Source organism: Pseudomonas sp. R3-57, assembly GCF_051132065.1.
GTDB lineage: Bacteria > Pseudomonadota > Gammaproteobacteria > Pseudomonadales > Pseudomonadaceae > Aquipseudomonas.
Genome location: NZ_CP071655.1, coordinates 2,853,594 through 2,877,788, shown reverse-complemented (window position 1 = coordinate 2,877,788; position 24,195 = coordinate 2,853,594). Strand labels below are relative to the sequence as shown.

Below are 24,195 nucleotides of genomic sequence, written 5' to 3'. Positions count from 1 at the left end.
GGGGTGGCTTACAGTTGATGCACGCCATTTGCGAGGTGAGCAATGGGCACAGTACACACAGCAATGCCGCCACAAACCCTGTACGTCACGATCCGTCGCGATGAATTGCGTCAGTTGAAGGACGAGCGCGACCAGTTGAAGCAAGAGCTGGCGCAATTGCGCCTGTTGACCCAGGGCTCGCAGCCGCAACCCTTGCCGGTCGTTCAGCGTCACCCCCACGCCTGATCCCCGCCTGATTCGGGAACGGCAGCCGCGGTTCCCGACATGATGCCCCAGCCCTTCTAGCGGGCTAAATGCGCGTCAAATAACAAACTTTTCACATTGGCTTGGTGATACTGCGCCGCATTCTGGCCGTACCTGCGCGTACGGCCTCCGTTCGTCGGCTTCACGGATGTTCCGGCGGTGGTTGTAACCAGAGCTGGAGCGCCGAATGGCATTGTTCAAACGCAGCAAAACGACTGCGACAGGTTTTGATTGGGCCGGACTTCTCTGGCTGTTCGTATTCTTCTGGTACTTCTCGGGTATCACCCAACTGCTGATTCAACTGACCGGTACCTCGGGCTTCACCGGGTTCCGTCAGGCCTTCGTCATGAGCGCGATCTGGCTGGCGCCGATGCTGCTGTTCCCCAAGCGCACCAGATTGCTCGCGGCGATCATCGGTGTGGTGCTGTGGGCCTGCTCGATGGCCAGCCTTGGCTATTTCTTCATTTACGAGCAGGAATTCTCGCAAAGCGTGATCTTCATCATGTTCGAGTCGAACGTGTCCGAAGCCGGCGAATACATGACGCAGTACTTCGCTTGGTGGATGGTCCCGGCGTTCCTTGCACATACCGCGTTTGCTTATTTCCTGTGGACCCGCCTGCGCCCGGTGTACATGCCGCGTGGCCGCGCCTTCGTCGCAGCGATGGCGATTCTGATTGCAGTGATCGGTTACCCGCTGGTCAAACAGACCTTGCGCATGGGTACCTTTGAACAAGGCTTCGAAAAATTCGAAACCCGCATCGAACCAGCCGTGCCGTGGCAGATGGTGGTGGCCTATCACCGCTATCAGGAAACCCTCGCCGACATGCAGGGCATGCTGCACAACGTCAGCAAGATCCCACCGTTGAAAAACCTCACGGATGCCTCGGGCGATCAGCCCAAGACCCTGGTGCTGGTGATCGGTGAATCGACCAACCGCCAGCGTATGAGCCTCTACGGCTATCCACGCAACACCACACCGGAACTGGACAAGCTCAAGGATCAACTGGCGGTGTTCGACAACGTCGTCACCCCGCGCCCATACACCATCGAGGCGCTGCAGCAGGTGTTGACCTTCGCTGACGAACTGCACCCGGATCTGTACCTGTCGACGCCATCGCTGGTCAGCGTGATGAAACAGGCCGGCTTCAAGACCTTCTGGATCACCAACCAGCAGACCATGACCAAACGCAACACCATGCTCACGACCTTCTCCGAACAGGCCGACGAGCAGGTGTACCTCAACAACAACCGTAACCAGAATGCCGCGCAATACGACGGCGACGTAATCGAGCCGTTCAACAAGGCCCTGGCCGACGCCGCACCGCGCAAGCTGATCGTCGTACATTTGCTCGGCACGCACATGAGCTATCAGTACCGTTATCCGCCGACCTTCGACAAGTTCAAGGACCGCGACGGCGTGCCGGCCGGGGTGCGTGACGACCAGGTGCCGACCTACAACAGCTACGACAATGCGGTGCTGTACAACGACTTCGTCGTCTCGAGCCTGATCAAGGATTACGCCAAATCCGATCCGAACGGCTTTTTGCTGTACCTCTCCGACCACGGTGAAGACGTGTTCGACTCGGTCGGCCACAAGACCCTCGGTCGTAACGAAAACAAACCGACCGCGCCGATGTACACCATCCCGTTCATGGCGTGGGCCTCGCCGAAGTGGAAGGAAAACCACGACTGGAACTTCGCCGGCGACCTTGACCGCCCTTACAGCAGTTCGAACCTGATCCACACCTGGGCCGACATGGCCGGGTTGAGCTTCGACGAACTCGACCGCAGCAAGAGCCTGGTCAGCGACAGCTTCAAGGAACGGCCGCTGTTGATTGGCGACCCGTACCAGACCGCGCAACGTGCGCTGATCGATTTCAGTCTGATGAAGCCGAAAAAGCCCGAAGCGACCGTCGCCGAAGCGAAAGAGCAATAAAACCGAAGGGGCCTCAGCGGCCCCTTTTTTTCGTCTCGTAATATTTGCAAATAACAATATTTCTCGTTAAGCCTAAATCCCCGCCTCACCCTTCGTCTTTGAACCAACGGAATTTTTCCCTTCGAAGACAAGGAGTCGGCTGCGATGTTCGCGCCCATTACCCGTTCCATGACCTTTACGCTCGTCCTCTGCGGCGCGGCGATCAGCCCTGATCTGCTGGCGCAAACCCAGGCTGAAGAGCAAGCTTCGTCGGCCGGTTCGGCGCTTGAACTGGCGGCGACCAGCGTTACCGCTCAAGGCCTGGGCACCACCACCGAGAACACCGGGTCCTACACCACCGGCGCGATGAGCACCGCGACGCGGTTGAACCTGTCGATCAAGGAAACCCCGCAATCGGTGTCGGTGATCACCCGCCAGCAGATGGATGATTTCAAACTTGGTACGTTGTCCGAGGCTCTGCGCCAGACCACCGGCGTGGTGGTGCAGCACCTGGATTCGGACCGGGTCAGTTATTCGTCGCGCGGCTATGCGATCAATAACTTCCAGATTGATGGAATGCTCAATACCTTCGATCGCATGAAGTCTGATTCGGACACGATCATCTACGACCGCATCGAAGTGGTCCGCGGGGCCACGGGGCTGACCACCGGGGCCGGCGATCCATCGGCGACGATCAACATGGTCCGCAAGCGCCCGACCGCGCAATGGCAGGCGCTGGCCGGTGTCAGTGGCGGCAGCTACGACAATTACTACAGTTACGTCGATGTCGGCGGCCCGCTGGCTTTCGACGGTCGCTTGCGCGGACGCAGCGTGTTGGCCTATCGCGACAGCCAGTCGTTCAAGGACAAATACGCTCAGCAACGCGAGGTGGGTTATGGCGTGCTCGAAGCGGACCTGAGCGATTCAACCGTACTCGCGGTGGGTTACGACTATCAGAACAAACATGTGCAGGGCTCGTCGTGGGGCACGGTGCCCTACTGGAATGCCGACGGCAGCAAGGCCGGATTGGGTCGCTCGACCAACATGGCGACGTCGTGGAGTTCCTGGCCGCTGCAAGACAAAACCGCCTTCGCCACCCTTGATCAGCAACTGGCGGGCGGCTGGCATCTGAAAGCGGCTTACACCCATCGGCAAAGCGACACCGACGGCAAGGTGTACTTCGGCGGCGCGGGTTTCCCAAAGGCCGACCGCAGCGGCATGGACGCGTATACCTCGCACATGCTTGGCACGCAGAAAATGCAGGCCTATGACTTCAACGTGTCAGGCCCCTACTCCATGTTCGGCCGCGAGCACGAAATGATGTTCGGCTACGGCGAGGCCGAGCGGCGTTCGAATTCCCCCTACACCATCGCCGGCGCGCGCCCCGACAATTACGGGACCATCCGCGACTGGAAATACATGGGCAACATCGACAAGTTCAGCGATACGGTCACCGATCTCACTGGCTCCAAAGACGACACGCGGCAAAAAGCCGGCTACATCGCCACACGCCTGAGCCTCACTGATGACTTGCATGCGGTGCTGGGCAGTCGCTACGGCAGTTGGCAAGCGTCCACCACCAGTAACAGTTACGACGCCAACCGCCACTTGACCGAGGTCGACTACACCAGCCAGAAACAGAACGATATCTGGACACCGTATGCCGGATTGCTCTACGACCTGACGTCGCAATACACGGCCTACGTCAGTTACACCGACATCTTCAAACCCCAGGGCAACCGCGACAAAAACCGCCAGTACATCGACCCGGTGGTCGGCAAGAATTACGAACTGGGCCTCAAGGGCAGTTTGCTCGACGAGCGTCTGAACGTCGCCACGGCGCTGTTCTGGAGCAAGCAGGACAACGTAGCCGAGGTCGACAACACCGCGCCGCCCGACCCGGTGACGCGTGAGCAGTTCTACAAATCCGGCGGCAAGGGCAACAAGGTCAACGGTTTTGAAGCGGAGGTTTCTGGCGAAGTCCTGCGCGGCTGGAACATGACGGCCGGTTACACCTATACCCATTCAGTCAATGGCGAGAGTGAGCGCAGCAACACCAGTGAGCCGATGAACCTGCTGCGCGTGTCGACAGCGTACCGTTTACCCGGCGATTGGCAGGCGCTGACTGTCGGCGGTGCGGTGAATTGGCAAAGCGATGTGTACGGCACTTCGACCCGGCCGGTCAGGGATGGCCAGGAAACGGCGCGGATCAAACAGAGCGCCTACACCGTGGTGAATCTGATGTCGCGTTACGAGTTTGACCGGCACCTGTCAGCTTCGCTGAACGTCAACAACCTGTTCGACAAGAAGTACTACGACAACGTCGGTTTCTACAACGGCGTTTATTGGGGCGATCCGCGCACGCTGACCGTCAGTCTCGACTGGAAGCTCTGACCCGTTCCCTCTGATCATGCTCTGGCGCGGTACGCTTCGATCAGTCGCCATCGCGCCTGGCAGAAAGCGCTCTGCAACATGCTGCAAAACTCACCCTGAGCGGGCGTTAACCCCGCGTTAATTCACACGGTAGAGACTCCTTTCGAGTTTTGCTTCATGGATGAAACGGCTCCCACTTGTTCAGTAGGAGGCACCATGAAAATCTCTACCGTGATCCTTGCCGGGCTGTTTGCCTTGGGTTCTGCCAGCGTTTTTGCCGAAGGCGGCGCTGAGCGCATGCGCTATTACTACGACAACTTCCCGGTTCACCAGAGCCAGAGCGCGCAACAGAGCGACGCCAACGCGAAAGAAATTCGCGTTCCCGCCGACCAGACCGCGCAAGTCACCGAGTCCTACCGCGACCGAGACTGACCGAGCAACCGATGGACCTTCCGCGGCTCCGCTCTGGCCCGGGAGATGACAGTTGAGGCGCCCTTTTTGGGGCGCCTTTTTTTATGTTGGGTGGTTGCGTGTTCGGCTTGGGATTGGTGTTGGGGTGAATTTTCCCCTCATCGGAACGACGCACGGCCCTCTCGCCAAGGAGAGAGAGCAGAATCAGGAAATTGCAGGAACTGCGTTTACCGCAGATCAAAAGCCCCTCATCGGAACGCCGCCCGCCTCTCCCTCTCCCGGAGGGAGAGGGGACTGACCGTGGGGGATGCGAGGACTACACCGACTTGAGATACCGAGTCGAATGAAGTCTCGAAACCAAACAAAATCGGCTCCCTCTCCAAGGGGAGAGGGCTGGGGTGAGGGGCGAATCCACCGCAGATCTCTGCCATACGGCGCTTCTCACCACTCAACAATGAGCGCAAGCTCGAGTGCCCTTGATCTTGCCTAACCAGCGACATCGGAAGGCTGAGCGAAGGGATTGATCCGGGCGTGGGAGCGCAGCGACCGTACGACGCAGTCGTACACAGCGGAAGTAGGTGCAGCGAAGCAAACCGTAGCCGCTGCGCCCGGATCGATCCCGCAGCGAAGGGACCCGAGCCTGCGAGGGCCGTACGTAGGAGCAAGCCTTTTGGGTTACCTTTTTGGCGTTTGAAAAAGGTGACCCGCTGTAAGAGCGGAACCCTAAGTAGCCGTTACCGCAGCAACGGATATGTACACAACAAACTCAGCGCCCGAAAGCAGCCATCGCCAGCAAACTGGCTCCCACACTGATCTTCAGTGCGCACAAAACGGAAGCCCGCCTGCCAACGACGAAACCAAAGCCTCAGCGCATCACTTGGCCTCAGCCTTGAGCTTCAGATAAGTCTGATGCATATCCACCGCCCAACCATCGATAACCTTTTTAACGTCATCAGCCTTCATCACCTGCGAAGAATTCTCCAACGGCGTCCCGGTACCTTTACGCACTACCTGCGCCACGACACCGTTATTGCCGCCATCAAGAAACACCGCCTCGGTGGCCAAGGTCGTTTCCTGATCACGAATACCACTGGCCGTGCTCACAGCTGCAGCAACCAGCGCAATCGGAATCACCTCATAGGCATGCAACCCTTCGGTCTTGCTGCTCACCGCGGTAATCGCCGGACGCACCACAATCACCCCCGGCCCGGGCCCGGTGGCCAGTGGCAACGACTTGCCGATCTCACGCTTGAGTGCCTGGTCGTAATAACTGGTGATGCCATTGAGGGTCTGCTGCGGAATTTTTGCGGTCGGTTGCGGCTTGGGATAGAGCTGGCTCGGTTCGATGTAGGCGCTGGTGTATTTGTTGATATCCAGTTTTGGGTCCATCCAGCGCATCACCTCGGCACCGGAAGGCGATTTGGCCTCCTTGAGCTGGCTGTAGTCCTTGAGAAACCCGGAGTATTCATCGGGAGCGACGGTCTTGCTGGAACAACCCATCACACCGAGGGTGGCAATGCACAGCGTGCCCATCATCACTGCTAGCTTCATGCTGTAACTCCTGTCAGAAGGCCAAAAACTTTGCCTGGGGGAGCTACAGGTATAGCTAAATCCTCGGTAATTGCGCTGGCAAAGCACAAAAATCACACAAGGCTGCGCAACGGCTCACGCGCCCTATTTGACAGACGCCGGTCATCCGGCAAAGCTGCAACGAGCTGGAACGCGCGCCCGACGGCAAACGCACCCTGGACTACGGAAGTCGCAATGCCCAAGCATAAAAACAAAGCCGCACGACCCGACCCTGATTCGCCCCGCTCTTCAACTTCAAGTTTGCTGTTTCCCGTCACTATCGGTGTGCTGCTGGCTGCCGTGGCCGGCATCGGCTGGTTTCTGTTCAGCCCTGCTCCCGCGCCGGTGAAACCCGTGCCGGTGAGCACGCCGGTTGCCGCGCCCGCCAAGCCACAGCCGGTCGTGGCGAGCACCCCGGCGACGATGGTCGATGAGCAGCAATGCCAGGGCTGCCACAGCGAGCAGGTCAAGGACTGGCAGGGTTCGCACCACCAGTTGGCGATGCAGGCGGCGAATGCCGAGGCCGTGCTCGGCGATTTCAATAACGTCACCTTCAAGGCCGAGAACGAAACCACACGCTTCTCGCGCCACGACGGCGGATTCTGGGTCAACACGCCCGGCATCGACGGCAAGAATGCTGACTTCAAAGTCGCTTACACCTTCGGCATCGCGCCATTGCAGCAGTACCTGATCGAGGTCGGCGAAGGTCGCTTGCAGGCGCTCGGCGTGGCCTGGGATAGCGAAAAGCACCGCTGGTTTCATCTCTATCCCGGCCAGGGCGTCAACTTCAAGAATCCGCTGCACTGGAGCAAGCCCAGTCAGAACGCCAACTTCATGTGCGTGGAGTGCCACACCACCGGCTTCAAGCGCAACTTCGAGGCGGCCAGCAACACCTTCAACAGTCAGTGGAACAGCCTCGGCGTCGGCTGCCAGGCGTGCCACGGTCCGGCATCGAATCATGTGCAGTGGGCCGGGCAGAAAACCGATCTTATTCATAACGGCTTTGACGTCGACCTGAAAGACAGGAACGCTACCGTCGAGATCGAAACCTGCGCACGCTGTCACGCCCGCCGGGCGCCGCTGGGCGATGGTTTTACGGTCGGCAAGCGCTTGATGGACGATTACCTGCCCAGCGTCCTCACCCGCGAGCTGTACGAGCTGGACGGCAAGATCAAGGATGAAGTATTCGAACACGGCTCGTTCCTGCAAAGCAAAATGTTCGACAAGGGCGTGCGCTGCAGCAATTGTCACAACCCGCACAGCACCGAACTCAAGGCGCCGGGCAACGCGGTATGCCTGCAATGCCATAACCCCGCCGGCAAGACCTCGGTCGAAGGCGTCGACGGCAAAGGCCTGCAAGCAAAGAACTACGATTCCAGCGAACACACCCGCCACACCATGGGCCAGCCCGGTTCGCAGTGCGTGGATTGTCACATGCCCGGCAAGTTCTACATGGGCAACGACTTGCGTCATGACCACAGTTTCAGCATTCCCAACCCGGAACGCGCGCAGCAGCTCGGCACCCCGGACGCCTGCCTGACCTGTCACCAGGGCAAGGCCGGCGAAAAGCTCACAGCGCAGTTCAAACTGTGGAGCGCATCCAGCGCAGCGCAAGCGCCGCGTTATGACGAGAGTCTGTGGCTGATCCGCAACGGCCAGCCCGGTGCAGCGGACGCGTTGTATACGCAGTTGCAACGCAGCAATCTGCCGGCCATCCAGCGCGCGACGTTGCTGGCGGAACTGCCGCTGTACCCGAGCGAACAGGCGTTGAAACTGGCGACCGAGGGTCTGCGCCACGCCGACCCGCAAGTGCGCGAAAGCGCAGTTCGGGCGATCAGCGCGTTCCTGCCACCCGCAGAGCGTACGCCGCTGCTCTCGCCATTGTTGGGCGACCCGGTGAAAGCCGTGCGCATCGTCGCGGCGCGGGACCTGCTCGGTGTTTCGCGCAACAACGGCCTGGGCGCGGCGCAAGCCAACTGGAACGCGGCGATTGCCGAATACGAGGTGGTGCAAAAAATCCTGCTGGAACGTGCCGAAGCCAACCTGAATCTGGCGATGCTGTACCAGGCCAGCGGCCGCGCTGGCGAAGTCGAAGGTTTGTTGCGCTCGGCGCTGCAACGCGACCCGGACTTCTATCCGGCGCTGGTCACGCTGGTGCAATGGCTGGAGGCGAATGGTCGGGTTGCCGAAGCGCAGACACTGCTCGGCGACAGCCTCAAGCAACACCCGGACGCGGCGTTGCTGCAGCACACTCAAGGCTTGTCACTGATCCGCGCCGGCAAATCGGCTGAGGCCATGGCACCGCTGAAAAAAGCCGCGCAACTCGAACCGCAGAACGCGCAGTACGGCTATGTGCTGGCGGTGGCGCTGCATGAGAGTGGCAAGGTCGATGAGGCATGTGCGCTGCTGGAGGGGTTGCTCAAAGTACAGCCGGCGAATCGCAATGCCCGGTTGTCGCTGATTCAGTGGTACCTCGACAGCGGGCAGGAGCCGAAGGCGCAGGTGCTGTTGCAGGGGTGGAAGAAGATGAATATGGGGGATCCGGCGTTGAAGTGATCGGCTGGAGATTGCATCCCCTCACCCTAGCCCTCTCCCGAGGGAGAGGGGACCCGATTGGGGGATATTCAAGAGATGCACTGACCTGACCTACTGCAGTGAATCCATAATCGACTGGATTCTCAGGTCGACACACCTCGTCAGACACCTCGGTCAGTCCCCTCTCCCTCCGGGAGAGGGCTAGGGTGAGGGTGCTTTTGATCTTCAACCCATTCTCACCAGGACGTCTCACCACTACGCAGCGCAATCTCACGCCGGCTATTGATCCGCATCGCCTTGATCAGCGATACCGTCCCCACCAGCAAAATCACCGCACCAAACAGAAAGTCGATGTTGTACAGGCGGAAGTCCTGCACCGGCCCGAGCAGCATCCCGCGCACCAGCGCCACGCCCACCAGCGTCGCGAGGAAATCGATCCCCGGCAGGTCGCGATAGAACACCAGCATCAGCGGCAGACACAGCACCAGTAACAACATCAACACCACGACTTTGAACGAATCCTTGCGCTCGACACTGAAGGCGCATTCGTGTGGTCCGTAGGGTTTGTAATCCTCGTCGCGAATCATCGAGGTGTTCTCGTTGATGTAATCGACGCGGTTGTATTGCTGGATCGGCGTGAAGGTGTTGGACATCTCCATCAGCGTGGTGATGTTCTTGAACCGCAGGTCGATGCGCTCGCTGCCCTTGAGGTAATACAGCACCGGTTTGTAGCCGTAGCGATAAGTGTCGAAAGGAAATGCAGTGGCCTGACCCTGCACACCGATCGGGCGCGGTTCGAGCGCGGCGTAGGCGCTTTTGTTGCTGGCCGAGAGGTTGCGGCTCAGCGGCTGCACCTTGACCTGTTCGAGGAAGATCGGCGTGGCGCCGTAGGTCCACTGCAACGGTTCGAGGCGCAGACGCAGTTCGTTGCGGCTCAGGTCATAGCGGTTGAAGGTGCGTTCGGACACCACCAGCGCACCGCTGAGCATGAACTCGCCGCGCAGATTATTGGTGACGCGCAGGGTCAGTTGATCCTTGCCCAGCGCCGCCGCTTCGGTGGACGGTGGCGTACCGCACCACGCGGTGCTTTCGCCGACACCGCCGAGCTGGCCGTTGCGGTTTTCATTGAACAGATAAACGTAACTGGCCCACAGCGTCAGCAGCAAAAGCAACGCCGTCAGACCGAGGATTTTTTTGCCCGGACTCACTGATCAGACTCCCTTCTTCGGTTCCATCGTCCAGCCGAAAACCCGCTGGCGAGCGCGACTCTACCAAAAGGCCATCAGTGACCCAAGGGAAAATGCCCAATCGTTAAGGATACTAAGGGTTTCCCCGGTCTTAGCGTTTCGACTTGTAGGAGTGAGCCTGCTCGCGATAGCGGTGTGTCAGGTTCAGATGGGTTGACTGGTACAGCGCTTTCGCGAGCAGGCTCGCTCCTACAATTGGACCGTGGCAAGGAACAGAAACTACACGAAAACCAGATCAGTCCGCATCAAACCGCCAAAGCCTTGCCCAGAATCTGATCCGCACAAACCAGCCATTGCTGAGTCTGTTTTGTTCCTATCGCAATTCCTACAGTGCAGCCCATGCCAGACCAGGAGGCCTGGCGCGATTTGCAACCGTGGATGAACTGACCATGAGCACAGCAACAATCGGGCAGGCCTATAACTACAAGGTCGTGCGCCAATTCGTCATCGCAACGATTTTCTGGGGTGTGGTGGGCATGGCGATGGGCGTGTGGATCGCCTCGCAGCTGGTCTGGCCGGAAATGAACCTGAACCTGCCGTGGACCACCTTCGGTCGCTTGCGCCCGCTGCACACCAGCCTGGTGATTTTCGGTTTCGCCGGCAGCGCGCAATTCGCTGCCAGTTACTACGCGGTGCAGCGCACCTGCCAGGTGCGTCTGTACTCGGACACCCTCGCCGCGTTCACTTTCTGGGGCTGGCAATCGGTGATCGTAATCATGCTGGTCACCTTGCCGCTGGGCTACACCACCACCAAGGAATACGCCGAGATCGAATTCTCCGGCGCGGTGTGGATGGCCGTCGTCTGGGTAGCTTACGCCGTGGTGTTTTTCACCACCGTGGTGCAACGCAAGACCAGACATATCTACGTCGGCAACTGGTTTTTCGGTGCGTTCATTCTGGTGATCGCCATGCTGCATGTGGTCAATCACCTGTCGATTCCAGTGGACTGGTTCAAGTCCTATCCGCTCTATTCCGGCGCCACCGACGCCATGGTGCAATGGTGGTACGGGCACAACGCCGTGGGCTTTTTCCTCACCACCGGATTCCTCGGCATGATGTATTACTTCGTGCCGAAACAGGTCAACCGGCCGGTGTATTCGTATCGTTTGTCGATCGTGCATTTTTGGGCGCTGATCACCCTGTACATTTGGGCAGGCCCGCATCATTTGCACTACACCGCCCTGCCCGACTGGGCGCAGTCGCTGGGCATGGCCATGTCGCTGATCCTGCTGGCGCCAAGCTGGGGCGGGATGATCAACGGCATGATGACCCTGTCCGGCGCCTGGCATAAATTGCGCACCGACCCGATCCTGCGCTTTCTGGTGCTGTCGCTGGCGTTCTACGGCATGTCGACGTTCGAAGGACCGATGATGGCGATCAAAACCGTCAACGCCCTCTCCCACTACACCGACTGGACCATCGGCCATGTTCACGCCGGCGCGCTCGGCTGGGTGGCGATGATCACCTTCGGCGCGACTTACCACATGGTGCCGAAAGTCTTCGGGCGCGCGCAGATGCACAGCACCGCGCTGATCAACCTGCACTTCTGGCTCGCGACCATCGGCACCGTGCTGTACATCGCCTCGATGTGGGTCAACGGCATCACTCAAGGCCTGATGTGGCGAGCGATCAACGAGGACGGCACACTGACTTACTCGTTCGTCGAAGCGCTGCAAGCCAGTCATCCGGGCTTCGTCGTGCGCTTCGCTGGCGGGGTGTTTTTCCTGACCGGGATGTTGCTGATGGCCTACAACGTCTGGCGCACGGTACGGGTTGCGGATGTCGCCCTTGCGCAGCGTGAAGCGCAGATCGCCTGAGGTGCCAGTGATGGAAATGTTCTTCGATGGGTTGGTCGTGGTGTTTCTGTGGCTGGCGGTGGAGTACTGCTTGCGCCGGGAGACGGCGGACAGTCTGGATGAGGCGAGCATGGTGCCGTTTGCCGATGATCCGGAGGTGGCGCGGCGGGTGGAATTGGCGACCGGGAAATCAGTGAATGCGGTGGCGCCTGAAGAAGTCAAGCCGGGGTGGATCAACCTCGATATGTGAGGTGTGTCAGCCCGGCTGCCCTCACCCTAGCCCTCTCCCAGAGGGAGAGGGAACTGACCGAGTTGTTTGTTCGAATTACGCCGACCTGAAATATTCAAGGTGAATTGATCGTTCCCACGCTCTGCGTGGGAATGCAGCCCGGGACGCTCTGCGTCCCATGGAACGCACAGCGTCCCTTGAGGCATTCCCACGCGGAGCGTGGGAACGATCAAGATCTCGCAAGCCATGAAGATCGGCTCCCTTTCCCCCTCGCCCCCCTGGGGGAGAGGGTTGGGGTGAGGGGGTAAGCTCTTGATCTTAACCGCGCTCGCGCGGGATCAAACCCTGCAACTGCTGCGCAAGAAAATTCGCATCAAACACAAACGTATCCGGATCCTTCAACCCGTTGGTCTTGCGCCACTGCCACTCGCCATTGGGCAGCCCCACCAGCGAAATGCTGCCATACCGCGCCGCCGTCAGCCCCATCACCGCCAGTGAAATCTGCCCACCACTGCCCATCACATCCGGCACAAACTCCACCGGCTTCCCGGCAATCACGATGCTCAATTTCTCGGTCTTGAACGTCGACGTCTCCACCGGCACGCTCGGCCCGGACGCGACGTAGGCCTCGCGATTCACCTCCAGCAGATTCGGCACCTGCACCGGTTCCAGCCATTGCTGGATATCACCAAACAGCGCGGTAATGCGCGTAGCCCATGCCGCCGATTGCGTCTCGAACAGTTGCTTCTTGTGCGCTTCACTGTCGGCGTAATGGCGGAGCATCTCGCCCAGTTGTTGTATGTCGTTCATGAGCAAGCTCCTCGATTGGCCTATGAGTACGGATAGTGGCAGATCGACCGGCCTACGTACGTTTAAGTAATCACCCCATCCTCCTATATCGAGCCCTTTAACCGACAGACGGTTAAAATAAGCAAAAATACCTGTCAGTTCTGACAGTGCGCCGGCCTGCAAAGTTAGCGTTTAATTCATCAACGAGGTGAAGTGCAGCAGAGACGACAAACGGACAGAACGCAGGGAATAGCCAATGAAAATTTTATTTCTTTCCGTTTCAATCGCAACGCTGCTTGGCTGTGCTCACACGACTACACCGCCACAGATCCAGTCGGTTATCAGCAGTAATGCAGATAGCGCCCTGACGGGACCGCAAGTCGTCGAGTGGTTGAACACCCTTTATAACTCGAAATTTCAGAACTGCCATGAGTCCGCCACCCAGCCCGCATTCCTGTGTTCGGGGATAATTTTTCGAGTCACTGATAAAAAGCCAGGCGAGACTCATCACGTCTGGAACCCCAGTCCGACGTCCGTCAAGAATGGTGGAGTCTCCTTCTCTTACCTGAGGGCCGACTCCAAATACGGTCGACTGGCCTGGGGCCATGGCAACGGATTCATGCTGTACCCGATTTTCGGCGCCCCGCAAGACAAGGTCGATCTCGATGTGTTGTGTTCGTTTCCAATCGATGGCTGGACCTGGAACCGCACCACACCTTGCGGTCATCACGCCTCGTACCCTACCACCAGCCAGCGTTGCCAGAGTTCAGGAGTGTCCACCGCCGAACAGTGGAAAAGCGTCTGGGACAACTCCCCCAATAGCCACCACATTCGGCAATGCGGCTTCGATGTTTCAGAGGCGACCGGCAAGCCGGCCGCAGTGCCGTTCTACCAGTCGGTAAGAGCGCGTGGAATGTTGAGTCAGAACCCCACGCATTTCACTGAACAGAATGAAGTCGTGGTCAGGACATGGCCACAAAATCTGCAAGACACCCTACCGCTCATGGCGTTCTTCTTTATCGCTGGTGGCAGCAATGCCGGCCTGCCGGAAGCCCAGGGCAACCAGCAGGATTTCTACAATTCCACCACCCGAAGAATATGGGTACCGGTCATCCGTTTGTTTCCTCCATCGACCCCCACCAGCGAGGCCACGTTCCAGTACGTCGAGTCAGATCAACTGGTCAAGCCTTGAATCCCGGTCAAAGCGAACGGTTCGGAATAGACGTTCTTTATTGTCAATGCGGAGATAGTCGAAATGAAGACCTGCACGTTATTGCTAATGCTGTTGCTGTCCTTCGCGGGGTGCAGCAGTTATGAGCAGGTATCACCAATACCACCGGAACAGGCAGCGGGCTCCGTCAGCAGCGTATCAAGCGCTGCACTGAACGGCGCCGAAGTTGCGACCAACCTGACCGCCCGTTACAACGATGTCAGAACCAACTGCGGTTCAGCCTCCATGCCGGCCTTTCTGTGTCGCGGCATCGTTTTGCGCTCGACTGTTCCGTCAACGGAGTACAAGGCCTGGAATCCAAGCCCGCACTCGCAAAAAAGCGGTGGTGTATCTTTTTCGTACTTGAGCAAGGACGCCAAATTTACCGGCCTCGTGTTTGGCCAGAAGAATGGCTACATCCTCTACCCGGTATTGGCACGGCCGATCGGTACCCGTCAAATCGAAGTGCTCTGCTCTTATCCCCTCGACGGCGCTACACAGCTCAGAGACGCCCCCGGTTGCGGCGCCCATCCCTACTCGCCAGACCGCAGTCGACGTTGCCAGACGATCGGTATCACTACTGCCGAGGGCTGGATAGCGAATCGCCGGAGCAACCAATGGAATATCTGCAGCTTCGATGTACGCGATGCAATGAACAATCAAGGCGCAGATTCTTTCTACCAGACCATCCGCGCGCACAACTTGGGCGGATTCTTTGCCGGCCAATATGACTATATCGAACTGATTCTGGCGACATGGCCGCAGAACATTCCGAAAGAGTTGCCCATCCAGGCGTTCTTTTATCTTCAAGGGGGCTTGGCGGGCGCCCAGTTCGATCAGAAGGATTTCTTCGATTCAACGGGCGGCAAGGTGGTGCCGATCATAAAGATCGTCCTGCCAACCAGCGCAACCGCCGACGCGCAGTTCATCTACAACGCGGCCGACCAGGTCAAATAACTCAGGTAGCAGGTTTTAGAGACAGGCGTCTGTTGCACGCCATGGGAGGCAAATGATGCACACTCGAACCGATATCGCTCAAACGCTGGATATTGACCCGGTACAGATTCCGGGCTGGGTTTCCCCCGTGGACCACGCAGAAAGTCCCCATGGTGGAATACCACTCCCACTGGTCACCAATGGAAACATCCAGTTGCTCGTAGACCCATGGTTGAATCAGAGTCCCTTTGACGCGGCCCATGTATTGCTTAACGACTCGGAAACCTCGGTCGTTCACAAGATCATTCAGCCAGGCGAAGAGAACAAACGCTTCACACTGGATTTGCCTGCGGCACTGCTTGGCAACGGCATCAATCTCCTGCGTCTTCAAGTGATCCGGATCAGTCAACCCCTTCCCGCAACATCGCTGCCGCTGAAAGTCCTCTACAACACCCCACGCCCCGGTGGAGACGTCGTGGGCAGTGGGGACAACCCGAATCTGATCATGACGCTGCCGGCCGACGTCATTGCCGACGGCGTAAATGCCAAACGTGCAGCCGAAGGTGTATTGGTCACGCTGAACTACGTTTTCATGCGGGAAAAAGACGTCGTCACACTCTCTTGTGACGGACGGGATAAACCGCATACGGTAACCGCCGCACAAGCATCTGCGGGCCGTGTGGTGATGACATTGTTCGCCAGCGATTTCTGGCAAGACAACCCGAGATTTGCCCTGCGTTTCAGAGCCACCGACCAACTCGGTAACGCAGCGGGTCCACAGGCCTTCTGGTCAAAAGCGACCCCGGTGGATGTGCATATACGCGAAGAACCGGAGCCGGAACTGGATCTGCTCAAACCCAAAGTACTGGAGGCCAGGGAAGCCGGCGGCACAGTGATTAACTTCATTAAGGATTTTTATAATGCGGAGTTTGCCACGGTTGAAGTCAACTACATCGGTTCACAACCACGTCAGACGGTTAGAGTTAAATGGTTAGGCCGTAACTTCACCTACTTCACTGAAATTCAGACCATTTCAACGATCGGCCAGACATTGTCTTTCCGGGTTCCCCGCCTGGAGGTCATCGACATTATCGGCGGTAGTCAAGCCGAGGTGACCTACACGGTCAGAAAGCCCGACACCACCGAAGACATACCCTCCCGCGATCTGGACCTGACAGTCACACCGCAAAAACACTTGCTAGGCGAGCCCACCATCAATTCGGACAGGAGCAATCTGAGGGCTTACTACCCGGACCAGGTACTTGGTGGGGGTTACACGGTACGCATGGCGTTGCATGGCGTCGTTGTTCGCTATGGCGACGAGATCAATATCGTCGAACCGTCATATACCAATATCCCCATCCCATCCGCCTAGATCACCGAAAACCGCGGACGCTCCGTAATCTTCAATTACACGTTGAACCGCACCGGAGCCAATGAGCCACTGATCTTTTCATGGTGCTTGAGGCTGACGCTTTAAGCGATCTCGAAATCAAGGCAAGCCTCACTTTCAAAAGCAGCTCTAACAAGTTGTCCTTAACAAAGACACGGAGACAGTCATGCATAAAATAATCGGATTACTGCTTGTTGCACTTCTGTTCGGCTGTTCACACACCCGGTCTCCACTGCCCGATGCCATAAACATCAACGGAACTCTGGCGTTAGACGGCCCTGCCACGGCGACTTATCTCACCACGCTTTACGCTCGCAAGTTTCCCAACTGCAACAAAGTAGATTCACAGCCTTCGTTCCTGTGCTCGGGGGTGATGATCCGAGTCACGGTCAAAGACCCGAACAACACTTACAAAGTCTGGGAACCCAGTCCCATTTCCGTAACAAGTGGCGGTATTTCTTTTTCCTATCTCCGGGCCGATACCAACTTCGGCCGACTGGCTTGGGGTTACGGCAATGGCTACATCCTTTATCCCGTCCTGGAACGACCCGCCAATACCGATCAACTGCAAGTACTGTGCTCCTACCCAATGGACTCCTGGGGCTGGCATCGCGGTAAAAATGGCGTGTGCATTCCGACCCCTGCACACCCTGAAAGCGGCTACTGCCACAACGCGAATGTAATCACAGCGGAGCAATTCAAAGCAGCCTGGGACAGGGCAACCGTGAACAAAAACCTCCAGCAATGCGGCTTTGACGTACGAGACGAACGCAATATCCTGGCCGCGCCCGCGTTCTATCAGTCGTTGCGCGCCAAGGCAATGCTGGGAGCTACAGGTTTCAACGAACACAACGAAGTCATCATCAAAACCTGGCCAGCAGGCAAGGCCAACACCTTTCCGGTTCTGGCGTTTTTCTACGTTTCCGGAGGAACTGACCCCAAGCCGCTCGCCGATGCCAAGTACAACCAGCGAGACTTTTACAACTCGACCAACCCGAAAAGAGTGGTGCCAATCATTCGAATGGTGCCGGCCAACAGTGCGACAGGAACGGCGACGTTCACCTACGTGGCCGCTGACCAGGAGGTTACTCTATGAAACTGCTTCGGACCGCCCTTCTGTTACAGGCATTGGCGCTGACTGGCTTGGGACTCACTACGCCTGTTGTGCAGGCTGTCGATGCACCCACTGCGGTTGACGGTGAAAGCGTCATCGTGATTGTCGAACGCTGTAACAAATACATAGAAAGCGCGTACTGGTTCTATCGGGACTATCAATGGGTACTCGCCATTACCCCTACGACGTGTGCGAGAAGAACTCAGGAGTCGGGCACACCGTTCATCTGGGATGAGTTCACGCGCGACTATTCCAACGGTCACTACTGGGGAAACACCCACGGCATGCGACACCAGTTGATTTGCCATATGGCAATTGCACGGGACAAACCGCAGTGGAACCTCGAACCCTGGCGTCCGGACGTGGGGTATGCCAAGACACTGGAGGCTGGCTGCAATCACGTCGTACCGTTGCCTGAAAAGGCACCGTGACACTTGCGCGAAAGATGAGCGATACAGTTCATCGGGCGCTGGCGTCTGGCCGAGAACCACAGGAGACTTCGGGCATGTCAGGATTTGTTGATCCGTCCCCTGCCCGAGGAACTTCAATGCGCACCATCGGCCTGATCGGCGGCATGAGCTGGGAATCCAGCGCCGAATACTATCGCCTCATCAATCAACAGGTCCGCGATCGCCTCGGCCCTTTGCGCTCGGCGCAATTGCTCATGTACAGCGTCGACTTCGGCCCCGTCGAACAGGCCCAGCACGCCGGACGCTGGGATGATGCCGCGGCCATCCTGGTCGACGCCGCGCGCAGGCTCGAGGCCGGTGGCGCCGATTGCGTGGTGCTGTGTACCAACACCATGCACAAGGTCGCCGAGCAGATTCAGGCAGCGATCCATATTCCGTTTCTGCACATTGCCGAACCGGCAGCCCACGCTGCCTTGTCGATCGATGCGCGCACCGTCGGCCTGCTCGGCACAGCGTTCACGATGGAACAGGATTTCCTCAAGCAACACCTGATCGCTCAGGGCCTGACGGTGCTGGTGCCGGACGAAGCCGAGCGCAAGGACGTGCACCGGATCATCTATGACGAACTCTGCGTCGGCGTGATCAGCGATCAATCGCGGCAAATTTACCAGCGGGTGATCGAATCGCTGACCACACGCGGCGCACAGGCGATCATCCTCGGCTGCACCGAAATCGGCCTGCTGATCAAACCCGAACACAGTGCCCTGCCCCTGCTCGACACCACCGAACTGCATGCACAGTCGGCGGTGGCGTTCGCGTTGGGCGACTGCCTTCGAGGTGGGACTCGTTGGAACGTATGAGGTGGATGACAGGGGTTTGGTCGGGCATGGGGATCGGTCCGTGATCGAGGAGTGGCTGATCACGGAAAACCGATAAACCGTTGTCTGGCGAATATCAAACGGTGCCGGCCAGCCGGCTGATGACAACGCTTTGTCCGCGATATTTTCAGTGAATGCCACCAAGCCTTCGCGAGCAGGCCGGCCACCAAAGCCTTCGAACGACACGCGCTTTGAAGCCGCTCGTCGGAAAACCAGCGACACCTGTCGGATATGACAGGTGCGCTTTCCTCCCCTGTAGTGTGAGATCGGCTCTGTCTGATTAGCGGATCATCTGCCATGCCAGGAGCGTCCCCATGGATATCCAGTCCTCGATTTTCAACCAATTGTTTGTGTTGTATCCGGTCATCATTCAGGGCTGGGTCACACCGGTGAAGCCGGATGGCGTTGCCGATGGCGGGATACCCAAGGCGCTTTACGATAGCCAGCCGCAAGGCCTCGAATGTCTGGTGGATCCACCGAACGAAATGCAGCTCGTGTCCTGGACCATGGCCGTTGACGATCGCGTAGACCTTTACATCAACGACGATCCTACCCCGGTAACAGGCAAGACCATTGCCCCAGGCGAGGAGCAGCAGCGCGTGCGCTTGTACGTGCCTCATGGAGCGCTGACCCAGGGCGTCAATCGCCTGTGGTACAAGGTCACCCGCATGAGGCAACCAGTTCAGCCCCACGACTCCGGAGGTTCGCGTGCTGGTGCCGCAAGGCTCATTATTTCCGGGCGACGAATTGACCGTGAAATGGACAGGCGCGACGGCCATCGCTGCTGGCTCCTACACGAGCCCGCCACGTCCGGTCAGCGCCGGGCTGGAAATCGCCGTACCGCGCTCGGTGCTGGCCTACAGCTTGGGCCAGCAGGTCAGTGTCACTTATCTCATCGATCGCGACGGCACTACGACCGAGTCGCCGCCTCTGCTGTTGAACATTTTACCGTTGCCGGCAACGGCGCTGACGGCGCCGAAAATTCTCGAAGCCGATACCAATAATTTTCTTGATGTACTGGCGCTGGGAACCAACGACGCAACTATCCACGCCCTGCTGCACACCTTGATTGAAGCCGGCCAGCCATGCTGGCTGCGTGTGGAGGGCAAAACAGACGACGGTAGCGCCCTTTACCTGACGCTGTGGAACGGCCTCCCAGCCCAGGTCAATTCAACATGGATCAGCCAGGGATTCTGGCCGCAGACGCTGGCCAACAGCTATCTCAGGCAACTGGGGCATGGATCGCAGCTCAAAATCAAATTGAAGGTGGCACTGAACAAGAGCAACGTTGAAGCCGATGCGGAGGTTTTTCCTGAACGGGTTTACACCGTCAAGGCTGCGCTTGAAATGACTATTGATAATTCGCTGATGCGTTTGTATGCGGTGAAGTTGCTGCAAAATTATGGCTGGGGAAGCAAGGAAGTCCCTGGCAATGTTGAGACTCGACAGCCGACCGGAGGTACGGCGCCCTACACTTACCAATCGGATGATCCAGCAGTGGCCTCGGTTGATTCGAATGGAAAAGTAACCGGGCTTAAAAATGGAGCAACAACAATACGTGTCAGCGATCAGTCTGGATCGACAGTGTCGTTTGCGGTGGATGTAAGAAATGTTTTTAGAGTGATCAGAGGTACAGCGACTTATTCGGGTAACCCGCAAGGAGATTTAGAGGCACAACAATGGGTGTACAGCCAAGGCGGTGTAGCGTTGCCTCTTTATCTGGAATCATTTTTGGCCAATTTCATCAATGTATATGCGGACGTTTTCGAGGGAACCCCCATTACTCTTCCGAGAGGAAAATGTTGCGTAATGTCGGCCATTCCTCCTCTGGCTTATTATGGGAGCTGGATGGGAATGCACCCCGACGGTACATTCTGGTTCTCGAGCGGATCACTGCTACAGCTGGCACGTGCTATGGCGTTTGTGCCCACTTGAGCTTCACAGCGGGCACAAACATTGCGGACAAACAGGGGGGCGCGCGCGCACTGGCCCCCCGCGAATTGACTGATAAAAGTCTTAAGCGCCCCCCTTGGCATTAGTCGCCTGAGAGACAAACTCAAGTAGCCGCCGACCGCACGCTCGACCAATTTTCCGCCCAGCCGGCCTACATTGTTCGATATATGCCGTTACCGCAAACAGTAATATGACCTTCTCATCGAAGATACAAACGCACCTGTCAGATCTGACAGATACATTAATCACCTCAAAGCGTTTCGATAACCCCTGCCCTTTCCCGATGCTTGAAATCAATGTGAAATCAAAAGCCCCTCACCCTAGCCCTCTCCCGGAGGGAGAGGGGACTGACTGTGGTGGATGTGAAAGATGCGTCGACGTGAACTACCGAGTCGTACGCGAATATCAAAACCAACCGAAATCGGCTCCCTCTCCAGGGATAGAGGGCTGGGGTGAGGGCGAATCCAAAACAAATCCCAAGCCAATCGCCGCTTCTCACCACTCAACAATGAGCGTTAGCTCGAGTGCTCTTGATCTTGCGTCACCGGCGACGTCGGAAGGCTGAGTGGAGGGATTGATCCGGGGGTGGGAGCGCAGAAAGCCATCGCCAGCAGGCTGGCTCCCACAAGTAACCGGTGATCAAGGCTGAAACCATTCGCGCCGTTCAGCAAACGTATGTTGAATGAGCTCGGTAAGCGCCTGTACCTTCGGCAAACCCTCTGACTCAGCACTAACCGCCAACCAAGCCTGCAATTGCATAGGCTCAACAAACAACCCAGGCAACGCAATCAACCCCCGATCAAACCGGCTCATGTACGCCGGCAACAACCCGATGCACGCGCTGCAGCGAATCATCTCCAGCATCAATTCATACGAATGCATCTGCACTACCCCGGCCAGGCGCTGCTCGACTAGCTCGTTCCACGGACGAAAGCTGTCGATCTGCCGATCATGCTGCCATTGCACCAACATGAAATCAGCAAGATCGTCAGGCGTTTGCGGGCGTGCGGTCACGCGGGAATAGCGTTTGGCGATGTGCGGCAGGTAATCCAGACAGGCCAGCCGCTGCGGTTCGCAGGTGGCAAAGGTCGGGCCAGGATGCGGGGTTGAGCCGTGGGCGAGCCAGAGAACAATGTCGGCACTGACCGCGCGCAATGACAATTCGCTGTCCAGCGCGATGATTTCCAGACGCACACTGGCGTTGCGCCGCAGCAGCGCGATGAGGTCGCGGCCGAGAATGTCGTGAAGGATCGATTCGGCCACCGCGAGACGAATCAGCGGCTGTTCGATTACGGGGAGTTTGCGTTCGTGGGCCAGGGTGATCAGTCGCGCCTGAAGCTGCTGGCCTTCGCGGGTCAGGCTGAGGGCGCTGCCCTGAAAGCTGAACAGGCTGTGCTGCAATTGTTGTTCAAGTTGCGCGAGTTGTTTGCGCAGCAGTGTCGAGCGCACGTTGAGGCTGCGCGCCGCTTGCATGAAACAGCCGCAGCGGGCGCTGACGAGGAAGTATTGCGCGACTTCGCTGTCGATGGAGGAGGCCTGGCTGAGCCAGGTTTCGGCTTTGGTTTCAGGCGAGCGGTAATCGCTGGTGCCGGCGCGTCCTGCGGGTTCGGTGAATGACATTGATGACTCCCTGTCGATCTATGTGGTGGTCTTTACGCAAATCCTTTGTAGGAGTGAGCCTGCTCGCGATAGCGATGTGTCAGGTTAAACAATGTTGGATGACACACCGCTATCGCGAGCAGGCTCACTCCTACAGGGGTTTGGCGGTGATGGTGAGGTCAGTGTTTTTCCTCCAGGACTTTGTTGAGTTCGGCGCCGTCGATGCTCAGCGTGGCGGTGTTGAGCATGCCATCCAGGTAGGCCTGGGCGATCTGCTCCTGGCGTTGCGCACGCAGGGCCTGGGTCAGTTGGTCGCGCAGTTCGTCCAGGGTCGCGGTGCGGGCCGGTTGCTGTTCGGTGAGTTTGATCACATGGAAACCGGCGGCGCTTTGCACAGGATCAGACACGGCGCCGACCTTGAGCCGAGCCACGGCGCCACGCACCTCAGGCACCAGTTGCTGCAACGGTTGCAGCCCGCTATCACCGCCCCGCTCTGCCGTGACACGATCCTGCGAATACTGCGTCGCCAGTGCGGCAAATTCCGTCGGTGCGGCCTGCGCTTTCTTGCTCAGCTCAACCGCTTGTTTGCGCACCGTTTCCAGCGCCGAAGCATCACTGACACCGAGAAAAATCTGACTGACCCGATACAACGCCGGCGTCTGCCAATTGGCCTTGCCCGCGTCGTAGGCCTGCTGGATCTCAGCCGCACTCGGATAGTCCGCTGGCACCTGACTCACCGAGCGCAGGTAATCACGAAAGACAATCTGCTCAGTCGCCGCACGGGTCTGGCGCACGATATCGGGGCGCTGCGCCCAGCCTTGCGCGTCGGCCTGTTCCAACACCGCTTTCTCGGCCAGCCGCGCACGAATCCAGCGCTCCAGCGCCTCCCGATTGCCGCGCAGTTGCTCGCGAGCTTCGGGCGCAACGGTCGCCAGCAACGCCTGAAGTTCCTCAGGGGTTACCTGCTGATTCCCCAACCGCGCCACCGCAGGTCCCGCAGTAACCGCCGCCAACGGCGACGATTGCTGGGCGGCAACCGGGTCAGAGCCCGGGCGCAGCACCAGCGCCACGGCCACTACCAACAGCGCCACCGCAGCGGCGCTGATCACCATGGCAGGCTTTTTCACAGCGCGACTTCCTCTTGCTCGGCGACTTCCGCTTTGCCGGTCGATGCCTGCGCGGCCTGACTGAAATCACGCAGGTAGACGATGAATTCCTGCAACAGTCGATCCCACAATTCGAGGTTGCCGCGCAGGTGATCGTGGCTGACGCCGGCGGCCAGCACCACGTCCATTTCCATCACCAGAAACTCGCCCTGCAACGACAACCGCGCAAAGCGCCGGGTGGCGTTCCACTGTTCGGCCACACCCGGCGGCAGCTCGCCTTGCACGCGCAATGCACAGCTGAAGGTGAAGTCGACGTAGCTGCCCTGCTCCACCGCCGGGTTGCCGAAACGCACGGCGTAGCCGATGCCCTGGCTGGCGCTGAGCAACTGGACGATGCCGTTCTGCTCGGTCTGGTTGACGCGGTAACCGGCGGCTTGCAGCACCTCGGTCAGGGATTGTGGCGATACGTGGCTGATGAGTTGAATCATG

Annotated in this window: 20 protein-coding genes; 14 read left to right on the top strand and 6 right to left on the bottom strand. The window is 58.3% G+C overall.

Going from position 1 to position 24,195, the window contains the following annotated elements:
• The first annotated feature begins 42 nt into the window (after nucleotides 1–42).
• The 4 genes from J3P93_RS13045 to J3P93_RS13030 all read left to right on the top strand — a co-directional run bounded on the left by J3P93_RS13045 (nucleotide 43) and on the right by J3P93_RS13030 (nucleotide 4,963).
• A complete protein-coding gene (locus tag J3P93_RS13045) occupies nucleotides 43–225 on the top strand; it encodes a DUF6026 family protein (protein WP_203418187.1) in 183 nt (60 codons plus the stop codon).
• Between the two features lie 205 nt (nucleotides 226–430).
• A complete protein-coding gene (locus J3P93_RS13040) occupies nucleotides 431–2,179 on the top strand; it encodes a phosphoethanolamine transferase CptA (protein ID WP_434598005.1) in 1,749 nt (582 codons plus the stop codon).
• Between the two features lie 144 nt (nucleotides 2,180–2,323).
• On the top strand, nucleotides 2,324–4,552 hold the full coding sequence (locus J3P93_RS13035; protein WP_434598003.1) for a TonB-dependent siderophore receptor: 2,229 nt from the start codon (nucleotides 2,324–2,326) through the stop codon (nucleotides 4,550–4,552).
• Between the two features lie 195 nt (nucleotides 4,553–4,747).
• A complete protein-coding gene (locus J3P93_RS13030) occupies nucleotides 4,748–4,963 on the top strand; it encodes a hypothetical protein (protein ID WP_434598001.1) in 216 nt (71 codons plus the stop codon).
• An 852-nt stretch (nucleotides 4,964–5,815) separates the two neighbouring features.
• Here the strand turns inward: J3P93_RS13030 and J3P93_RS13025 are convergent.
• Nucleotides 5,816–6,493 carry a DUF3313 domain-containing protein gene (locus J3P93_RS13025; protein WP_434597999.1) on the bottom strand — a complete coding sequence of 226 codons (678 nt, stop codon included), beginning with the start codon at nucleotides 6,491–6,493 and terminating at the stop codon, nucleotides 5,816–5,818.
• A gap of 213 nt (nucleotides 6,494–6,706) precedes the next feature.
• Here J3P93_RS13025 and J3P93_RS13020 point away from each other — a divergent pair, with 213 nt between their 5' ends.
• Complete coding sequence (locus J3P93_RS13020; RefSeq protein WP_434597997.1) at nucleotides 6,707–9,067, top strand: tetratricopeptide repeat protein; 2,361 nt, start codon at nucleotides 6,707–6,709, stop codon at nucleotides 9,065–9,067.
• A 215-nt stretch (nucleotides 9,068–9,282) separates the two neighbouring features.
• Here J3P93_RS13020 and J3P93_RS13015 read toward each other — a convergent pair whose 3' ends face one another.
• The gene (locus J3P93_RS13015; RefSeq protein WP_434597995.1) at nucleotides 9,283–10,254 is read right to left on the bottom strand and encodes a hypothetical protein; all 972 of its coding nucleotides are present in this window, start codon (nucleotides 10,252–10,254) and stop codon (nucleotides 9,283–9,285) included.
• Between the two features lie 428 nt (nucleotides 10,255–10,682).
• On the opposite strand from J3P93_RS13015, the gene ccoN reads away from it, so the two are divergent.
• The gene (gene ccoN / locus J3P93_RS13010; protein WP_434597993.1) at nucleotides 10,683–12,110 is read left to right on the top strand and encodes a cytochrome-c oxidase, cbb3-type subunit I; all 1,428 of its coding nucleotides are present in this window, start codon (nucleotides 10,683–10,685) and stop codon (nucleotides 12,108–12,110) included.
• Between the two features lie 10 nt (nucleotides 12,111–12,120).
• Nucleotides 12,121–12,339 (top strand): cbb3-type cytochrome c oxidase subunit 3, encoded by a 219-nt coding sequence (locus J3P93_RS13005; protein ID WP_434597991.1) that lies wholly within the window; start codon nucleotides 12,121–12,123, stop codon nucleotides 12,337–12,339.
• Between the two features lie 297 nt (nucleotides 12,340–12,636).
• Here the strand turns inward: J3P93_RS13005 and J3P93_RS13000 are convergent, their stop codons facing one another.
• A complete protein-coding gene (locus tag J3P93_RS13000) occupies nucleotides 12,637–13,128 on the bottom strand; it encodes a hypothetical protein (RefSeq protein WP_434597989.1) in 492 nt (163 codons plus the stop codon).
• Between the two features lie 235 nt (nucleotides 13,129–13,363).
• On the opposite strand from J3P93_RS13000, the gene J3P93_RS12995 reads away from it, so the two are divergent.
• From J3P93_RS12995 to J3P93_RS12965, 7 genes are all read left to right on the top strand, one after another.
• Complete coding sequence (locus tag J3P93_RS12995; RefSeq protein ID WP_434597987.1) at nucleotides 13,364–14,299, top strand: halovibrin HvnC; 936 nt, start codon at nucleotides 13,364–13,366, stop codon at nucleotides 14,297–14,299.
• Nucleotides 14,300–14,362: 63 nt separating this feature from the next.
• Nucleotides 14,363–15,274 carry a halovibrin HvnA gene (locus tag J3P93_RS12990; protein ID WP_434597985.1) on the top strand — a complete coding sequence of 304 codons (912 nt, stop codon included), beginning with the start codon at nucleotides 14,363–14,365 and terminating at the stop codon, nucleotides 15,272–15,274.
• 55 nt (nucleotides 15,275–15,329) lie between these two features.
• Nucleotides 15,330–16,628, top strand: a complete 1,299-nt coding sequence (locus J3P93_RS12985) for a hypothetical protein (RefSeq protein ID WP_434597983.1) — start codon at nucleotides 15,330–15,332, stop codon at nucleotides 16,626–16,628.
• Between the two features lie 184 nt (nucleotides 16,629–16,812).
• Nucleotides 16,813–17,742: a halovibrin HvnC gene (locus tag J3P93_RS12980; RefSeq protein ID WP_434597981.1), complete on the top strand. Its 930-nt coding sequence runs from the start codon at nucleotides 16,813–16,815 to the stop codon at nucleotides 17,740–17,742.
• The gene (locus J3P93_RS12975) at nucleotides 17,739–18,191 is read left to right on the top strand and encodes a DUF2599 domain-containing protein (RefSeq protein WP_434597979.1); all 453 of its coding nucleotides are present in this window, start codon (nucleotides 17,739–17,741) and stop codon (nucleotides 18,189–18,191) included. The genes J3P93_RS12980 and J3P93_RS12975 overlap by 4 nt, the downstream gene beginning before the upstream one ends.
• A 116-nt stretch (nucleotides 18,192–18,307) precedes the next feature.
• Nucleotides 18,308–19,030 (top strand): aspartate/glutamate racemase family protein, encoded by a 723-nt coding sequence (locus tag J3P93_RS12970; protein ID WP_434597977.1) that lies wholly within the window; start codon nucleotides 18,308–18,310, stop codon nucleotides 19,028–19,030.
• Between the two features lie 726 nt (nucleotides 19,031–19,756).
• Nucleotides 19,757–20,983, top strand: a complete 1,227-nt coding sequence (locus J3P93_RS12965) for an Ig-like domain-containing protein (RefSeq protein WP_434597974.1) — start codon at nucleotides 19,757–19,759, stop codon at nucleotides 20,981–20,983.
• A 657-nt stretch (nucleotides 20,984–21,640) separates the two neighbouring features.
• Here the strand turns inward: J3P93_RS12965 and J3P93_RS12960 are convergent.
• From J3P93_RS12960 to J3P93_RS12950, 3 genes are all read right to left on the bottom strand, one after another.
• Nucleotides 21,641–22,621: a substrate-binding domain-containing protein gene (locus J3P93_RS12960; protein ID WP_434597972.1), complete on the bottom strand. Its 981-nt coding sequence runs from the start codon at nucleotides 22,619–22,621 to the stop codon at nucleotides 21,641–21,643.
• A gap of 158 nt (nucleotides 22,622–22,779) precedes the next feature.
• Nucleotides 22,780–23,727 (bottom strand): peptidylprolyl isomerase, encoded by a 948-nt coding sequence (locus tag J3P93_RS12955; protein WP_434597970.1) that lies wholly within the window; start codon nucleotides 23,725–23,727, stop codon nucleotides 22,780–22,782.
• Nucleotides 23,724–24,194 (bottom strand): YbjN domain-containing protein, encoded by a 471-nt coding sequence (locus J3P93_RS12950; protein ID WP_434597968.1) that lies wholly within the window; start codon nucleotides 24,192–24,194, stop codon nucleotides 23,724–23,726. The genes J3P93_RS12955 and J3P93_RS12950 overlap by 4 nt, the downstream gene beginning before the upstream one ends.
• Between the last annotated feature and the right edge of the window lies 1 nt (nucleotide 24,195).

Coding starts and splice junctions, on each gene's coding strand:
- J3P93_RS13045 (WP_203418187.1), top strand. CDS start 43: ATGGGCACAGTACACACAGCAATGCCGCCACAAACCCTGTACGTCACG.
- J3P93_RS13040 (WP_434598005.1), top strand. CDS start 431: ATGGCATTGTTCAAACGCAGCAAAACGACTGCGACAGGTTTTGATTGG.
- J3P93_RS13035 (WP_434598003.1), top strand. CDS start 2,324: ATGTTCGCGCCCATTACCCGTTCCATGACCTTTACGCTCGTCCTCTGC.
- J3P93_RS13030 (WP_434598001.1), top strand. CDS start 4,748: ATGAAAATCTCTACCGTGATCCTTGCCGGGCTGTTTGCCTTGGGTTCT.
- J3P93_RS13025 (WP_434597999.1), bottom strand. CDS start 6,493: ATGAAGCTAGCAGTGATGATGGGCACGCTGTGCATTGCCACCCTCGGT.
- J3P93_RS13020 (WP_434597997.1), top strand. CDS start 6,707: ATGCCCAAGCATAAAAACAAAGCCGCACGACCCGACCCTGATTCGCCC.
- ccoN (WP_434597993.1), top strand. CDS start 10,683: ATGAGCACAGCAACAATCGGGCAGGCCTATAACTACAAGGTCGTGCGC.
- J3P93_RS13005 (WP_434597991.1), top strand. CDS start 12,121: ATGGAAATGTTCTTCGATGGGTTGGTCGTGGTGTTTCTGTGGCTGGCG.
- J3P93_RS13000 (WP_434597989.1), bottom strand. CDS start 13,128: ATGAACGACATACAACAACTGGGCGAGATGCTCCGCCATTACGCCGAC.
- J3P93_RS12995 (WP_434597987.1), top strand. CDS start 13,364: ATGAAAATTTTATTTCTTTCCGTTTCAATCGCAACGCTGCTTGGCTGT.
- J3P93_RS12990 (WP_434597985.1), top strand. CDS start 14,363: ATGAAGACCTGCACGTTATTGCTAATGCTGTTGCTGTCCTTCGCGGGG.
- J3P93_RS12985 (WP_434597983.1), top strand. CDS start 15,330: ATGCACACTCGAACCGATATCGCTCAAACGCTGGATATTGACCCGGTA.
- J3P93_RS12980 (WP_434597981.1), top strand. CDS start 16,813: ATGCATAAAATAATCGGATTACTGCTTGTTGCACTTCTGTTCGGCTGT.
- J3P93_RS12975 (WP_434597979.1), top strand. CDS start 17,739: ATGAAACTGCTTCGGACCGCCCTTCTGTTACAGGCATTGGCGCTGACT.
- J3P93_RS12970 (WP_434597977.1), top strand. CDS start 18,308: ATGCGCACCATCGGCCTGATCGGCGGCATGAGCTGGGAATCCAGCGCC.
- J3P93_RS12960 (WP_434597972.1), bottom strand. CDS start 22,621: ATGTCATTCACCGAACCCGCAGGACGCGCCGGCACCAGCGATTACCGC.
- J3P93_RS12950 (WP_434597968.1), bottom strand. CDS start 24,194: ATGATTCAACTCATCAGCCACGTATCGCCACAATCCCTGACCGAGGTG.